Genomic DNA, 15,539 nt, shown 5'->3' with positions numbered 1-15,539 from the left:
GGAGGTTTTGTCATGGAAGAAACATTAAATATTATTCTTTCAGAACTACAAAATTTGGATAAAGGCCAACAAGATATAATGGTAATTCAGAAGGATCTATTAAGTCGTACAGAAAATTTAGAAAAGGGTCAGAAAAAGTTGTTATCCAGTACAAAAAATATAAATAAAGGTCATGATGTATTAATTTCTGGTCAGCAGCAATTAAAGATTCGGATAGAAAATTTAGAAAAAAATAGAGATTTATTGTCTTTGGGGCAAAATGAAATAAAGGAATTAGTGAAACAAACGACTGCTTACATGGCTGGAAGGCTTTCGATATCAGAAAGAATTATTTTGGAAATTGAGTTGCTAAATGAGAAGGATCGGCAAGAAGTGTTAAATAATATCAATGAAAAGATTTTTTTGAGGAAGAACAATACCTGTTGGGATAATGGGGAAGATGATATGTATAATGATTTCTAATGGAAAAAAGAAATTAATAAGTCACATACAACTACTTTCATGATTGAAAATTTCACCTATATTATACAAGATATGAAAACATTAGTATTTGATGCTATAGATGACCAATACCTCAAGTTTCTGTTCAAATTTCATGTAAGGAACATAGTTCAATTCATCTTTTATAATACCCTTATTATTTAATCTCTTCATTATTCCTCTACAGAACGGAAATTCCCATACATTTTTAGATATTATATTTAAACGGATCGAATATATTTTACGCTGAGGTGTTAAAAATGGACAAATTATTTAATAAAGAATTTGAATTAAGTGGAAGTGATAAAGAAAAGTGGGATCTTCATATATTACTGATCAAATTATTCGAAAAAGGAGTGGAAATTGAAGAAATAGCAAAAATTGCTGGTTTATCTGAAGAAGAAATGGATGAACACTTTTCTAGACTATATTAAGTAGTGATCAATAAGGTGGTATGAGGATGTACATGTTTTTTTATTTACTATTAGCCATAATCGGCGGGACTTTAATAGGAACACAAGCAGGAATAAATGGTGTGTTAGGAAAAAGGATTGGCGTGATCGAAGGTAGTTTTGTTTCGTTTTTTATCGGAACCATCATTCTTTTATTACTTGCTATATTTCTAGGTAAAGGAGATTTAATAAAAGTAACAAGCGTTCCGAAATGGCAGCTATTTGGAGGAGTGCTTGGAGCCGGATATGTAACGATTATGGTTGCGGTAGTACCAAGAATTGGAGTGGCATCCGCGATTACTGCTGTAATTGTTGGACAGTTGTTAATAAGTGTGACACTTGATCACTTTGGGATCTTCATCAAACAACCGATCCCAATTGATTGGTACCGCATCACAGGTTTAATCTTATTACTTATCTCATTGCTTTTGATATTTAAGGGGAAGAGCAAATGGTTTTGAGTTAGAGAATTTAAACTTCGTGAAAGAGAAACATTAGAAATAACCCCTGAGATCCATTCATGATGATCAGGGGTTATTTATTTTGATTAACTAAATTTACGATATAAAATCCCCCAAGAACCGAACCCTTGGTCTTCTGAAAAACATTTTTTAGTCATAATCTACCCTTCAAAAAATAAAATTGTTATAAGGTATAAATTTATCCCAAATTTGCATTTTATTAAAAAATCTTTTAACCGCATTTATGGGTATTATTTCAGCATGATAAGGGGGTTTTCAGGTGGAATCGGTTGGAATCTTGGGCGTAGGTCAAGCAGGTGGAAATATAGCGGAGATAGCCTCATCCTTGGGTTTTCAAACAGCTCTGATTAACACAAATAAACGTGATGGTATAGTAAACACTAGGGTGGAAAAGAAGTATTTTGTCCCGGGTTATAATGGTGCAGGACAGAATAGATCCTTAGGATTACAAGCAGTTCAAGAACACCATCGAGAAATGATTGATTTTGTAACCACCTCCTTTAAGAACCTAAAGCTGTTATTGGTGGCTTTTTCAACAGACGGTGGTACAGGATCTGGGATGAGTCCTCTTTTAATAGATTTGTTAATTGACCAATTACCTGGCATTAAAGTTGGTGCTATCGCCATCATCCCTGAACGAAACGTATTAGCGGGAAATCGAATCAATACGTCAGAGTGTATCGAAGAGCTTTCAAAAATAGAAGCGATTTCTTCTGTTTTCTTGGTAGATAATGATCAGATGCGCAAAATGAAGCCGCAATCAAGCAAACACGAGATCTACCTCTCTGCTAATCATCAAACGATGGAGGCCATTTGTCATCTCCTAAAAACAACAAAAAAGAGTTCTATTTACGGTAACTTCGATGAAACCGATCTTATGAATATTCTTGGAACAAGAGGTGTAACCCTCATTTCTTCAACTGCTATTACTGACGCAAAAACCACAGCGGATGTCTCGGCAAAAGTACAAATCTCTTGGGCTAACTCCATATTCTGTCCTGTTGAATCACAAGGTGTCATTCGGGCAGGGCTCATATATGAAGGACCAGAAAATATTTCAAAGCTCATTAATGTACCTTCCATTTATGAAAGGGTGGGGGAACCGCTACAATTATTTGAAGGGACATATATCTCAGAAACTGACCCCACTATTACAACCATTCTTGCAGGGCTGCCTTTCCCAACTCGACGACTGCTTTCCCTTGAACAATCTTTAGAAAAGAACAAAGAACGATTGAAGAACCTTGTTAAAAAAGAGCACACCCAAAAATATGAATCGACAGTAAGCTGGGCATCCGACTTAAAAGTTAAAAAAACAGAGAAACAGTCGGTATCCATATCATCCAAACTAACGAAATATAAGAAGTAATGGGGTCTTATTCAGTTTCAAAATGAAAGATGAGTAAAAGGAAACACATCGGAATGATCCATCCGATGCTTATATCAAACAGTTAGAGACGCGCCATCAAACGCACTTGATCGTTTTAACGAAATTCCAAATGAAAAAAATATTTTAATCAGTACAATAAGTATTTTCACCCAATAAATAGCTTAAACATTTGAATGCCAAATCTACACAAAATCGTCATTAAACCTTGATGTAGCGACAAAAAAGGCATGCGTCAATTCCCATGCCTTTTTGTATGTCAATTTTCCTATATGCACCTTTTAAGTGAACTCTTTAAACACCAACATTGGTGTTTTTTTTCTTGAATCTTTTCGATTCATAAATATTTGTAGGAAAGCGGGTGATGCTGATTGACAGTTTTTGAAACACTAATGTTCACGATTGCTTTTGCCAGTCTAATGGTTGCTGTACTGTCATTTAAACAAAAATGGCGGGTTTCCTAGCTTATTTAACCAAACGTTTGAATGGTATAGCCTAGTGGAAAGATCGGCAAATAGGCACGATTTAGTGAATCATTAGGCACCGATTTAAGAAGCTTGACTTTTCTCACCGACTCCACTTTCACTTTAGTCATCATGTCCCATATACACCCGAAATTAAATAGGATGGTGGAACTGTTATAAATGTGATTTCGGATTAAATACGGTGAACCGTATCATAAGTAAATGAGGTTTTTACATAATAATAGATTATGCGTTTTGATGTTATTATGAACAAAAATAGCCTCTCACCTGTATAAGCCCTGACTATGTTTCTTTAAAAGAACTTTGATCAGGGCTCCTACGTGAAGATAATTATAATTAGGATTGATTTTTGTCTATATTCACCCATATTAGGATGACTTTTCTTTACCCAGTTTTTACAATTAGTAAATTATTAGTAGAAAAAACCCGGTAAGTAATGCCCAAGTCATGGTATAGATTGTTTTATCGGAAGCCTTTGGTGGTGTTTCAAATGTTAAAAAGGAGTAGTTATTTGCAATATTCCAAATGAGCACATTTGAAACATTTCTGCTATAATGCAGAATCACAACTAACCAAATCGAATGGCTTTCCCAATACACAAAGAATAATACAATACCGCATATAAACCAATCAATGGTTTGAAATAAACTGACTTTATTACTCATGAAGTGCCAAACAGTAAAAATAGTGGCAGATAATATCATAGCTGTCATCATACTATATTCATGAAACGCAAAGGCAAGATATCCGCGAAACATAATTTCTTCTTGTAAAGCAGCAATGAAAAGGACAAAAAAGGAAAGTAATAAAGAAGGGTACTCCGTTTTACTCCTTTTAAACGCTGTTAAAGATAAATGAAAATTTGCTTTACCCTTGTACCTAATCAGAACAAATAACAAAGATAGTGAAAGGGTAAAGAAAAACAACAGTAAACTTGATGAAAATTGAAACCAAGAAAAATGAAAGCCAAGAGAAAGAAAACTTTTCCGTTCAACAAAGTTCATGAAAAGAAAAACCACAAAAATGAATGATAAATTCCCAGCTAATGCAATTGACATAAATTTAACGCCGATTCGTTGGCTAAAGTCCTTTATATCAATCCTAGCAAGCCTTATGGCAAATACAGTAATGATTGTTATAAGGAAGGCGGAAGAGAATACGAAAACAACCCTTAAAACCACATCTAATAAGTTCCACTCCATTTTACTTCACTCCATATCATGTTTTGTTAATTCCATAATAGAAGTGAATTGTCAGACGATTATCAGAGGAATGAATGTAATTGATTTTTTAGTGAATTTTTTAAAAGGTCACCATCAAACTTTCTAAATACATTGATCCTGAGGTTTTTATAGTGACTACATAGTTCATTTTTTTCTCCTGCATACTGCCTTAGTAAGTGATATACATGCGTAATCGAGTAAAATAATTGAAGTTCAAATTTTGTTGACTTCATAATCTCGATCCCTTTATTAATGGATTGTTTCCCTGCATCATATTCTTTATTTTTTAGCTGAAAAATTCCCTTGGCTATTTCGAAGTGACTTCGTTCTCTTAAATAAGGTTTATCTTTCAAAAGGTTTTCAATCACCAAAAGCTTTTCCTTTGCTTTCTCCAGTGATTGATGCAAAAGTACATATACTTGGGTAAGGGATACAACGATATGAAACGTATCAAGCTGATGCTTTGAGACCATTTCTAAAGCCCAGTCTATATGCTGGGATGCTTTTTCAATTTGATTATCCCAAATCAAGAAAAAAACCAGGTCTAAACCTTGTAATTCCCATTTTTGGGCTGTTTCCAGATTGTTTTTTTGCAGCATCTTTTCAATTCCATTGCACCCTATTGCGGGGTCATCCTCTAATAGGCTATAAAGCACAATCATAAAATAGGCACGGTTCCAATAAGGAATCTTTTCATCAAGGAGGACTTTCCAATTTCCTTTGATAATTTCCATGTACATTAAATAAAAAGGACTGAGATTTACACCTAGTACTTTTTGTTGGTCTGCAACGACCTGCATAGACTCTCCTTGGCCAAATAAATGATATTTAGAAATGATTTGGCTGAATTGGCTATTAAAATCTTTATCTTCGATTGAAGGTGGAATAAATCCCTTTTCATTTAAATAGGTAAGGCGATAACCGACCCCTCGAACAGTCTCAATTAAAATAAATTGATTCCATATTTTAAGCTTTTTTCGTAGTCGATAAATATGGTCATCAACTGTACGATCTACAGGAGCTTCAAGCGGCCAAACTGCATCCAATAATGCCTCTCTTGAAAGTCCTTGATTGGGGTGTGTATGCAGAAATTGGAGTAAACTAAATTCCTTTGGTAAAAGTGTAACGGTCTTTCCATGAAAAGAAACTTGAAGATTGCTAGGATGAAAATGAAGCTGAGCCATTAGCATCCTCCTATTGGGTATTTTAGTTATATATATTACATTAACAGGAAATTTTCTTATTTACTATCATAACTCGTAACCTTTTTAGCCTCATTTTGTGTTGTTACGGTGAACCGTATGACAAGTAATTGAGGTTTTTGTATTTTTTATAAAAAAGCAGCGTAAAAAATTTGGGGGTAATCATATAGTTTTAGGAAAGAGGTAAATTGGACCCGATAGTATCATCATATATTTGCAGTTGGTTGTCAGCATTGATCTTTCTTGAAAAAATCAGGTGCATATTTTCGTGTTAGTAAACTGGTCTGACTGGGAAGAATATGGGCATTAGTAGAATTGGTAATGCCACTAACTGTTATAACATTTTATGTGCTGGCTTTTCTTTTGTAAAAAGACTTAAAGAAACACACTTAGAATGGGACGAGGGGACAGGCACCTTGTCCCAATTGAGTAGCATACGGTTTACCGTTTTGCTGTGAAAATAAAGTTTTCGTTTTTGACTTTGCGTTTTACCGTTTTGCACCTCATACATGAACCTGTTAAGATTGCCACGTATTTGAGCAAAAATTAATGTGCATGTAATTTAAGTAAGTGTAAATACTCTGCCCCGTTTAAGGTGATTTTTGTACCGGCTCTCCCCCTGCTTTTCGAGATGAAACCATGGATTTCCAGAGTATCCAATCGTCGTCGAACTTGTTGTGGCGATAGAAAATGCCCGGTTTCCTTGCTAGCCATTGAAATAAATTGACGACTGGCGGGCTTGCCGTTATCATTACAGTTCTTGATGGCCTCTAACATAAATAGATATTCATGTATCTCTAATAAACTCTCAGGAATTGGAAAGTCTTGTTCATTAGAAGGACTGTAACTTTGAAAGCGGTCCTGTGGAATGTCTTTCCATTCGATTGTATTTCCGTCGCAAATGGTGAGCATATAGTCAATGGTACTTTTTAATTCACGAACATTGCCTAACCATTCCTGCTTTTGAAGCTGTTCTGTCAGGTCTTGTCCGACTTTTACCCATTTCCCGCTTTTGGTAATAAAGTGTTTTACTAGTAAGGGGATATCCGCCTTCCGTGCTCGAAGTGGCGGAATAGAAAGGGTAAGAACATTCAAACGGTAAAACAAATCAGACCGGAACGTGCCTTCTTGGGATTTCAGTTGAATATTTTTATTCGTGGCCGCGATAACCCGGACATTTATCGGAATTACTTTTCTCCCGCCAATTCTGCGCAATTCTTTTTCCTGAAGAACCCTTAATAAATGGGATTGGACGGTTAGACTAATATCACCAATTTCATCTAAAAAAATTGTTCCATTATCGGCTAATTCAAATAAGCCTTTTTTTCCACCTTTTTGTGCTCCTGTAAAGGTCCCCTCCTCGTAGCCAAATAATTCACTTTCAAGCAAATTTTCCGTTAAAGCACTGCAATTTATCGCGATAAATGGTCCGTTTTTTCTCATTGAATGAAGATGGATGGAATGTGCGAATAATTCTTTTCCCGTACCTGTTTCGCCTTGAATTAAGATAGGATGCTCGGAAAGAGCAAGTTTTTTGGCAATTTGTTTGCTTTCATTGAGTAAAGGGTGTTCACCAACAATATCATCAAAGTCATACTTTGGGTAAAATCCCTTGTTTCTTAGTTCCCGCTGGGCCATTTTTTCGACTTCAAACGCCTGATTAATGCTTTTAAATGTCGCTACGATTGTATTTTCTGTTTCCATTTGATGACGGAAAATAACAAGATCCACACCGTTTATCGTAAAAAATTTACTTTCTTCATTACTAGTAAGGATAAAATCGATAATTCCTTGTTGGACGATAACCTCTTTTAACTGTTTATTAATGGCATCTATTACAGGAAAATGAAATAGAGCCTCTAAACGGCGGTTAAAAACGGTGACCTTCTGCTGTTGATTAATGGCTAAAATGCCGTCATCGACAGTATCGACAACATTTTGAATATGTTGATTCACCTGTTTTGCGTTTTGTTCCGCATGTGATAGTTTCCGTTGCAAATCTATAATGTTACGGATATACCTTTCTGAAATCAATGACGAGACTTTTTCGCCCAAACAGAAGTATTCGACTACTTTTATAATAGTTGCCATATCAAACAAGCGAACGCCAATATCGATAACCTTTTTAATCGACGGAGGACAAAGATGGGGCTCGCCAGGAGATATAGCGATATCGATATTTTTATAAAAAATCTGTTCCTTCTTAAACGGGATGAACTGTAAGTGATCAATACCTAGCTGGTAAAGAGATTCTATTAGTTCAACCGTAGCAAAATCATCATCATTAACTACAAGAACGTCGGAATTTATCGGAATTTTTAAAAGCTGATCAATAAATTGGTGATGGACTGTTCGTTTTCCGACCATTATATCTTTGCTAGTTATTTTACACAGGTCATGTGCCTCTTGTCTCGTAACCTCTGATGAAAACAGGATAAAATCAACATTCAATTGTGTTGGCATTACTTCTTCTGTTGCAAAACTATCAATGTGGACGTAATCTCCTAATAATTGCTGCAGTTGCTCATGCAAGACTTGTTTAGTTTGGGCACTTCCAGTGATTAAGGTAATGGATTGGTTAATCATTAGCCCTCCTTTTTGAATGATATTGGTTTTATTATATCACCAGAAAGAACCAATAAAGGACAAAAAATATAAATTATTTTTTAAAAATTTAGAATTAACCAATTCCTTTATCTTGGCATAGAAATTGCATGTTTATTATATGAATTGATTAATAAATCGAAATAAGGAGAGGGTATGATGAGTCAATTGGGTAAAACGGTGGAACCGATTACACCAAAAAGGAAGCCATTCCAAATGAATGTATTTGCGTTATTATTCGGTGTTGTAGTAGCGGCAATGATATTAACCTATATTTTGCCGGCAGGGGAATACAATCGTGTAGAGGTTGATGGACGGACGGTCGTAGATGCGAATTCTTTCAAGTGGACTGATTCCTCACCGGTAAATCCATTTGATATGATGAAGGCCCTTCATACAGGGATGGTTGAAGCTGGCGGTATTATATTCTTTGTCTTAATTATCGGTGGCTTTTTCGGTGTATTAAGTGCGACGGGAACGGTTGATGTATTAATCTCAACCATGGCAAGAAAATTAGCGAAACGTGAAAAACTATTAATACCTATTATGATGCTGTTCTTTGCTGCTGGGGGATCGTTAATGGGAATGGCGGAAGAGGGACTAGCCTATATTCCGCTATTAATTCCGCTTGCGTTGGCCCTTGGTTTTGATACGATTACGGGCATGGCAATTGTGTTGCTTGGCGCTGCCGCTGGTTTTACAACGGCCGTTATGAATCCATTTACAGTAGGGATTGCTCAGGGGATTGCTGAACTGCCTCTATTCTCAGGGATAGGGCTGCGCCTTATCTTGTTTGTGGTTGTTTACCTCGTGTCTGTCCTATTCGTTTATCGTTATGCGATGAAAGTGAAACGAAATCCTGAGTTAGGTTTCTACGGAAATTACAACAGGGATCATGCGGACAAGCTGCTTCAATCGAATGTCAATCTTACAACAAAGCACAAGCTCATTCTTGGAGCCTTTCTATTAAACTACGTTGTTCTAGCTTTTGGTGTTATTAAATTTGAATGGTACCTTTCAGAAATTGCGGCCTTATTTATTATTTTAACGATTGTTGTCGGGATTGTTGGAAAACTTTCTGTTGACAACCTCGTGAAAAATTTTACAAGTGGCTCAAGCGCATTAATTAGCGGTGCACTAATTATTGGCGTTTCTCGAGCGACACTAGTTGTATTAAACCAAGGACATATTGTCGATCCGATGTTGCACGGCGTGTCTGAAGCCATTAAACATGTTCCAGGAACGATTAGTGTGATTGGGATGTATGGCTTCCAAACGGTTATCCATTTTATCTTAGCATCTGGAAGCGGTCACGCGATGTTAACGATGCCGATTATGGCACCGCTCGCAGATTTGGTGGATATTACTAGACAAACAGCGGTGTTATCTTTCTCATTTGCTGATGGAATTGGAAATATTATTTTCCCAACTGCAGGTACATTAATGGCCGCTTTAGCGATTGCCGGAATCCCTTGGACGAAATGGGCGAAATGGGTTCTTCCGCTAGTCATCATTCAATTTGTCATCGGATTAATTGCGGTTGTTATCGCTCATGCGATTCATTACGGGCCATTTTAAGGGTAAAAAACATCTGTTGCGTAACGAAGGAGGAGAATGGAAGTTGCTTACTTTGATTAAAGATGGGGAAGTGTATGCCCCACATTATTTAGGGAAGAAAGATATTTTACTAGTCGATAGCAAAATTGGCTATATAAGCGAGTTGATTGAAAATCCGGAGAATTTTGTCCCGATTACAGTGATTGATGCATCGAATCAAGTGGTTGTACCAGGATTTATTGATGCCCATGTTCATATCATTGGGGGAGGCGGGGAAGGCGGATTCAAGACACGTACGCCGGAATTGACGTTAACTAATTTAACCACTGCAGGCATTACTACGGTTGTTGGCCTCCTCGGAACAGATGGTACGACACGTCGAATGGAAAGCTTGCTCGCTAAAGCGCGGGGATTAGAAGAAGAGGGCGTAACGAGTTATATTCATTCAGGTTCGTACCAGCTGCCGGTAAATACGTTAACGGACAAAATTGAGAAGGATATTATTTTTATTGATAAAATAATTGGCGTTGGGGAAATAGCTATTTCCGACCATCGGTCATCGGAACCAACGTTTGATGAAATTGCAAAAGTTGCCACAGCCGCACGAAATGGCGGAATCTTATCGGGCAAAGCGGGTGTATTAGAAATTCATGTCGGGGATGGGGAAGAAAAGCTTTCTTTGCTTGAGGAATTGGTTAGTAAGACCAATATTCCAATTTCTCATTTTCATCCCACCCATATTAACCGAACGGAAGAATTATTTAGGGCCGGGATCCAATATGCCAAAAATGGCGGATATGTGGATTTAACGACGAGTACGATCCCGCAGTTTTTAGAAGAAGGGGAAGTGAAGTGCAGCAGAGGATTGAAGATCATGCTGAATGAAGGGGTTCCGATTGAGAATATTACATTTTCTTCTGATGGACAAGGAAGCCTGCCGTCTTTTAACCGGATGGGAGAGTTAACAGGACTCCAAGTCGGAAAGGTTTCTTCATTATTTAATGAGACAAGAGATGCAGTTCTAAATGAAGGGATTCCATTAGAACTGGCATTACAAGTCATTACATTAAACCCTGCTCATGTGCTAAAGCTGGCACACAAAGGTCGGATCCAGGAAGGAACAGACGCTGACATTGTTTTACTAGATAAAGAGACATTAGAAATTAATACAGTTATCGCCAAAGGAAAAGTAATGGTTAAAAATAAAGTGCCGATTGTGAAAGGTACATTTGAATAAGAGCAATCGATTCTAAAGGAAGATTATGCTTACATTTTTGCCGAAATTGGAGGGATTAAGTTGAGAAAGTTACCGATTATTTTTGTCCTTGTTTTAACGATGTTTTCCATTACCATGTATTCATTTCAGGCCGGGGCGACTGAGAATAAGAATAATTTAGCCAAGGCAGCCGGTTCCGGTTCTCTAGTTATTGTAGGAGGCGCCTTAAGTTCAGATAATGAGGCGGTATATAATAAATACTTAACACTTGCCCAACAATATAAAGACAAATCATTAGAGGATGTAAAGATTGCGATTATTCCGGCTGCCAGCGCGGCACCTATTGAAAGTGCTGATTCTTATAAAGACGATTTCGTCCGCTACGGCGTACCTGAAAAAAATATCTATACGGCCCCAATAGCATTAATGGATGACCCTTCGACAAAAGACGTGGACGAATCTACATGGAAGAATAATGGAAACAATATTGAAATAGCAAAAAAAATAGAAGAGGTTGATGCGATTTGGTTTGTCGGCGGTGATCAATTACGTCATATTAAAACGCTAGTGTCTGCAGACGGGAAGGATACAGTTGTGTTACAAGCCATTAGAAAAATATATGATAACGGAGCAGTCCTTGGTGGGTCAAGTGCGGGTGCTGCGGTTATGAGTAATCCTATGATTGCTTCAGGAACGAGCGTAGGGGCATTAAATGAAGGGGTTCACGTTCTAAAGAACTTTGATCAGGATACGGGTGACGATCAACTTTTTCTTACGACCGGTTTAGGGTTTTTCACACATGGGATAGTCGACCAGCATTTTCTAGAACGTGGCCGTTTTGGCCGATTGCTTGTCGCGTCACAATACAATAAAACACGTTATGGCTTTGGTGTGGATGAAAATTCTGCTATGGTTTATACAGCAAAAGACAATAGTATTGAAATTGTTGGGGCAAGTGGTTTATTAATAGTAGATTTACAGGGGGCGTCAACACCAAAAGGGAAACGCTTTGCGATGAACAATGTAACGATGCACTATTTGGAAAAAGGGGACCGTTTTAATTTAAATGACGGGACGTTCATGCTTAATAAGCTGCACAAAACGACAAAAGGGATTGAATATTACAGCAAAAATCCAATTGCAAAGGATATTTTTGGCCCGCAAGTATTAAAAAAGGTATTAACTGAAGATTTAATAGATAATGAGGCAGCAAAAGCGAAGGCCCTTTGGTTTGGCATGGAGGATGAGAAAAAAGGAACCGGATTCCGTTTTACTTTTAGAAAAACAGATAAAACAGAAGGGTTTTGGGGGAAAATTGATAAGGTTGGATCTTACTCTGCCTTAAATGTTCAGATGGATGTTGAACCAATTTCGATTAAAATTTCAATAGATAAATAGCATAGTTCCGTACATTTTCTATTCTGTTTCATAACCTTTCAATGGGAAAACTCCTTTGTAGAAGACTTGTTTGTTTTAGTGAACATAACAAGGTCTATAACTTCTACAATAGGAGTTTTTTTAAGTTCAATAAATACTTTTTAATACATTTTTATTTTATTTTTCAACTTGTGCAAGGGCAGTGGGGATGACACCCATTTATGTTCCGTCACGGGATGACTCTTAAATTCTTGGGAAATTAAATATAATGAGCATTTTCGATTATATGCTTTATAGTATTAAGCTGAAAAGCACCATATATTCTATTTTTGGATGTGAGTTCATTGATAAAAAACTGTTGTAACTGCTCTTTATTCGTCACCCGTTTTACGAGGCTGTTATCCGACCAATCGTGAACCTCTTTTTCATTGTCATTAAAGAATAGCAGGGGGGTGATCCATGTTGTAATATCTTTACCTTCTAAATAATTTGATAGGATAATGGCTGACTGTTGAATCTGGCAAATTGGATTTTCATACGTATTTACAGTTAATGCTCCCAACTCATCTCTATTAAATACAATCGATTCCTCTTTTTCACTGTCTACTAACTCTGCTAAAAAAGAAAATTTGTGGCTGCCCATTCTTGATAATCCCAATACGATGTGGCCTGTCCAGTCTTTTGTTTCTATTATATATATACCAGTTGATAAAAGTAGCAAGTGATCGATCTGTCGGGTTTTTCCGTTTCCTTCTGGTATAAAAATGTTCGGCATAATAATCATTTCATCTGGTGGAATGATTTTTTTTGAAAGTAAATCTGCTTTAAAATTTTCTAGTATCTGATGAGTGATGATTTCCCCTTGGTTTCGATAATTTTTTCGTATCTCTTCATTTTCGATGATCAGTTTTTCTATTTCACGTTGGTACGAATCGTTCATAAGCATAACCTTCTCATCAAATTGAGTGGCTGCCGATTCCATCGAAGCCTTTTGTATTTCTTTCAGGGCTTCTAACTCTTGGTGATAGTTATTTCTCAATTCTTTATGTTTTGTCTTTTCCTTTTTTACTACATAAGCTAACCAAGTGACAGAAGCAGCAAGTAAAGTGGAAATAATTAACCAGATCATTTATTTTCTCCTTAACTATCAGTTCATATATTTGTTTAATAGCTTTTTAGTAGCATTTTATCTAATTCACGGACATTATCATAGGAATCTACTAATTTTTCTGGTACCAAGGTTCGGCCATAATCCCAGGCATTGGATTCTATTTTAGCTAGAAGCTGTGCTTTCTTTTCATCCTCAAAATACTTCAAAACCCTTAAATCATGTTTGTTGTTCTTAAATGCTAAATAATAACCGAGCTGATGATATAGAATTATTTTAACACAATCTTCATCAGTCTCTTTAATTTTAAAGTTAATATTAGCAATATATCCATTAATTTGTAAATAGTTAAATTTAATTGTATTAGTCGATATATTAAAACTCATAGGTGCAAGTAGATTATTGTTGATTTCATAATCAATATATAATTGGTGTTCTTGTAATGTATGTTCAATTATTTTTTCAATATCCCTAATATAAAGCATAGTATCGGACACGACCTTTCAAAATCTGCTACTTTTATTTTTATAAATTAATAGGGGAAAGTAAATCCTTCTATTTTCCTATCACATAGGCGTGAATTACCTATTTGAAATCCCTCTACATTATCGGTTGATTTTATTAGTATATCAATTCCAGCAGTATTCTAATATTATTACGCAATCACTTGATGGACAATCTAGTACTTTCAGCAACAGCCACTTCATAGAATTATTATACTTCTCGTCTTTTCATTCATTTTATACACATTAAGGTCGCCATATGTATAAGTACATTCCCATGATGTAGTGCATACGATAATTTGTATAAATCTGTGAAGGGATTGAATTAGATGTACTATCAGCCTTGGATGTATCCATACCCATATCAACAAAATATAAATTTTGCTAATGCCCCAATGTATAATAATTATATAAGACAGCCTTATAATTGGAATAATAATGAGGGCGCAAGAATTAAGGTAAAAGATCATGGCAGGAAACCATTTGTAGTCAATATTAATGAGGCTTCGAGGCGCAACAATACCTACCGTACTGCTTTGTGGACAGGAAATCATTTGCAAGTTACATTAATGAGTCTTAATGTTGGTGAAGACATCGGTTTAGAAATCCACCCTCACATTGACCAATTCTTACGAATTGAACAAGGTCAAGGGGTTGTGCAAATGGGTAAGAGGAAAGATCATTTAAACTTTGTTCAAAACGTTTATGATGATTTTGCCATTATGATACCTGCTGGCACCTGGCATAATGTAACCAATACAGGTAATACCCCTTTAAAACTTTATTCAATCTATGCTCCTCCCCAACATCCAGCGGGAACGGTACATTTAACAAAAGCAGAGGCTTTAGCGGCTGAATAATAATGGCTTACTTTCTGTACGTAACAAAAAAAGACCTAACTTTTGATCATATATTAATATGAGGTGATTGAAATGAATGAACATCTTCAACAAATATTTGATTTACATTATTTGAAAATTGGTGGGATAGTCAATGGTGGCGTTATGCAAATTGGTTGTGGAGCTGGTAAAGCTCAGCGAGTCGCTCCTGTTGGATATACTTCAATTGGACCAACATTAGTTCCTCTATCAGGTCCTATGGAATTCGCTGTCCCATTACAAGCAGCAGCACGTCCGAAATTATAAGATTTGCCCATGTTTAATTACATCTTTTAGTAAAAGACCTCTCCTAATGTATGACTTCCTGTGGAAGTCATTTTTTAATTATTGGCTGTGTTAAAAGTGTAATTTGATTTCCGCTCCAATCAACATAGCTACAAAATCAACAATGCCTATTAACAGAGCCTAAATAAAAAGTTTATCCTTCCAGAAGGAACTTTTTAGGCATATTTTATTGTAGTCCAACGGTATATGATTGAGCTAATTGTATACCTCCAATAAGAAGGAGGAAATCGGAATTTTCCTCTTATTACATTGTTCAAAGTAATGCAAAAACATCTAAAA

The 15,539-nt window shown here is 36.3% G+C and carries 16 protein-coding genes; 10 read left to right on the top strand and 6 right to left on the bottom strand.

Features of this window, described 5'->3' with window-relative positions:
* Positions 1-12 precede the first annotated feature (12 nt).
* From BDR01S_RS14925 to BDR01S_RS26280, 5 genes are all read left to right on the top strand, one after another.
* Positions 13-462: a hypothetical protein gene (locus BDR01S_RS14925; RefSeq protein WP_066254296.1), complete on the top strand. Its 450-nt coding sequence runs from the start codon at positions 13-15 to the stop codon at positions 460-462.
* Positions 463-740: 278 nt separating this feature from the next.
* Positions 741-914, top strand: a complete 174-nt coding sequence (locus BDR01S_RS25375; RefSeq protein WP_157406181.1) for a hypothetical protein — start codon at positions 741-743, stop codon at positions 912-914.
* 26 nt (positions 915-940) lie between these two features.
* Complete coding sequence (locus BDR01S_RS14920) at positions 941-1,393, top strand: DMT family transporter (protein ID WP_235846576.1); 453 nt, start codon at positions 941-943, stop codon at positions 1,391-1,393.
* Positions 1,394-1,673: 280 nt separating this feature from the next.
* Positions 1,674-2,783 (top strand): FtsZ/tubulin family protein, encoded by a 1,110-nt coding sequence (locus tag BDR01S_RS14915; protein ID WP_066254297.1) that lies wholly within the window; start codon positions 1,674-1,676, stop codon positions 2,781-2,783.
* Positions 2,784-3,172: 389 nt separating this feature from the next.
* Positions 3,173-3,265, top strand: coding sequence for a putative holin-like toxin (locus tag BDR01S_RS26280; protein WP_235846575.1), 93 nt, complete (start codon positions 3,173-3,175; stop codon positions 3,263-3,265).
* Positions 3,266-3,270: 5 nt separating this feature from the next.
* Here the strand turns inward: BDR01S_RS26280 and BDR01S_RS26510 are convergent, their stop codons facing one another.
* From BDR01S_RS26510 to BDR01S_RS14900, 4 genes are all read right to left on the bottom strand, one after another.
* On the bottom strand, positions 3,271-3,399 hold the full coding sequence (locus BDR01S_RS26510; protein WP_268874683.1) for a hypothetical protein: 129 nt from the start codon (positions 3,397-3,399) through the stop codon (positions 3,271-3,273).
* A 288-nt stretch (positions 3,400-3,687) separates the two neighbouring features.
* On the bottom strand, positions 3,688-4,488 hold the full coding sequence (locus BDR01S_RS14910) for a CPBP family intramembrane glutamic endopeptidase (RefSeq protein WP_066254299.1): 801 nt from the start codon (positions 4,486-4,488) through the stop codon (positions 3,688-3,690).
* Between the two features lie 62 nt (positions 4,489-4,550).
* Positions 4,551-5,693, bottom strand: a complete 1,143-nt coding sequence (locus BDR01S_RS14905; RefSeq protein ID WP_066254303.1) for a winged helix-turn-helix domain-containing protein — start codon at positions 5,691-5,693, stop codon at positions 4,551-4,553.
* Positions 5,694-6,257: 564 nt separating this feature from the next.
* Positions 6,258-8,297 carry a sigma-54 interaction domain-containing protein gene (locus tag BDR01S_RS14900; protein WP_066254305.1) on the bottom strand — a complete coding sequence of 680 codons (2,040 nt, stop codon included), beginning with the start codon at positions 8,295-8,297 and terminating at the stop codon, positions 6,258-6,260.
* 177 nt (positions 8,298-8,474) lie between these two features.
* Between BDR01S_RS14900 and BDR01S_RS14895 the strand changes: the two genes are divergently transcribed.
* From BDR01S_RS14895 to BDR01S_RS14885, 3 genes are read left to right on the top strand one after another with little or no spacing between them, the layout of a single operon-like run.
* The gene (locus tag BDR01S_RS14895) at positions 8,475-9,893 is read left to right on the top strand and encodes a YfcC family protein (RefSeq protein WP_066254308.1); all 1,419 of its coding nucleotides are present in this window, start codon (positions 8,475-8,477) and stop codon (positions 9,891-9,893) included.
* A 43-nt stretch (positions 9,894-9,936) separates the two neighbouring features.
* Positions 9,937-11,109 carry a beta-aspartyl-peptidase gene (gene iadA, locus BDR01S_RS14890; RefSeq protein WP_066254309.1) on the top strand — a complete coding sequence of 391 codons (1,173 nt, stop codon included), beginning with the start codon at positions 9,937-9,939 and terminating at the stop codon, positions 11,107-11,109.
* Positions 11,110-11,169: 60 nt separating this feature from the next.
* Complete coding sequence (locus BDR01S_RS14885) at positions 11,170-12,486, top strand: cyanophycinase (protein ID WP_066254312.1); 1,317 nt, start codon at positions 11,170-11,172, stop codon at positions 12,484-12,486.
* 238 nt (positions 12,487-12,724) lie between these two features.
* On the opposite strand, the gene BDR01S_RS14880 is transcribed toward BDR01S_RS14885, so the two are convergent.
* Both BDR01S_RS14880 and BDR01S_RS14875 read right to left on the bottom strand, forming a co-directional pair.
* Positions 12,725-13,594 carry a nuclease-related domain-containing protein gene (locus tag BDR01S_RS14880; RefSeq protein WP_066254315.1) on the bottom strand — a complete coding sequence of 290 codons (870 nt, stop codon included), beginning with the start codon at positions 13,592-13,594 and terminating at the stop codon, positions 12,725-12,727.
* Positions 13,595-13,629: 35 nt separating this feature from the next.
* Entirely contained in the window at positions 13,630-14,070 is a 441-nt protein-coding gene (locus BDR01S_RS14875; protein WP_335582578.1) for a hypothetical protein, read from the bottom strand.
* Between the two features lie 335 nt (positions 14,071-14,405).
* Here BDR01S_RS14875 and BDR01S_RS14870 point away from each other — a divergent pair, with 335 nt between their 5' ends.
* Positions 14,406-14,936 (top strand): cupin domain-containing protein, encoded by a 531-nt coding sequence (locus BDR01S_RS14870; RefSeq protein WP_066254320.1) that lies wholly within the window; start codon positions 14,406-14,408, stop codon positions 14,934-14,936.
* Between the two features lie 72 nt (positions 14,937-15,008).
* Complete coding sequence (locus BDR01S_RS14865; RefSeq protein ID WP_066254323.1) at positions 15,009-15,221, top strand: hypothetical protein; 213 nt, start codon at positions 15,009-15,011, stop codon at positions 15,219-15,221.
* Positions 15,222-15,539: the final 318 nt, after the last annotated feature.

The organism is Neobacillus drentensis NBRC 102427 (genome assembly GCF_001591445.1).
Lineage (GTDB): Bacteria > Bacillota > Bacilli > Bacillales > Cytobacillaceae > Neobacillus > Neobacillus drentensis.
The sequence above is the reverse complement of the archived record's forward strand: the minus strand, read 5'-3'. Positions and strand labels throughout refer to the sequence as shown.

Bases quoted from the DNA above. Each gene is read 5' to 3' on its own strand.
- BDR01S_RS14925 (WP_066254296.1), top strand. From the start codon at position 13: ATGGAAGAAACATTAAATATTATTCTTTCAGAACTACAAAATTTGGAT.
- BDR01S_RS25375 (WP_157406181.1), top strand. From the start codon at position 741: ATGGACAAATTATTTAATAAAGAATTTGAATTAAGTGGAAGTGATAAA.
- BDR01S_RS14920 (WP_235846576.1), top strand. From the start codon at position 941: ATGTACATGTTTTTTTATTTACTATTAGCCATAATCGGCGGGACTTTA.
- BDR01S_RS26510 (WP_268874683.1), bottom strand. From the start codon at position 3,399: ATGATGACTAAAGTGAAAGTGGAGTCGGTGAGAAAAGTCAAGCTTCTT.
- BDR01S_RS14910 (WP_066254299.1), bottom strand. From the start codon at position 4,488: ATGGAGTGGAACTTATTAGATGTGGTTTTAAGGGTTGTTTTCGTATTC.
- BDR01S_RS14905 (WP_066254303.1), bottom strand. From the start codon at position 5,693: ATGGCTCAGCTTCATTTTCATCCTAGCAATCTTCAAGTTTCTTTTCAT.
- BDR01S_RS14900 (WP_066254305.1), bottom strand. From the start codon at position 8,297: ATGATTAACCAATCCATTACCTTAATCACTGGAAGTGCCCAAACTAAA.
- BDR01S_RS14895 (WP_066254308.1), top strand. From the start codon at position 8,475: ATGAGTCAATTGGGTAAAACGGTGGAACCGATTACACCAAAAAGGAAG.
- BDR01S_RS14880 (WP_066254315.1), bottom strand. From the start codon at position 13,594: ATGATCTGGTTAATTATTTCCACTTTACTTGCTGCTTCTGTCACTTGG.
- BDR01S_RS14870 (WP_066254320.1), top strand. From the start codon at position 14,406: ATGTACTATCAGCCTTGGATGTATCCATACCCATATCAACAAAATATA.
- BDR01S_RS14865 (WP_066254323.1), top strand. From the start codon at position 15,009: ATGAATGAACATCTTCAACAAATATTTGATTTACATTATTTGAAAATT.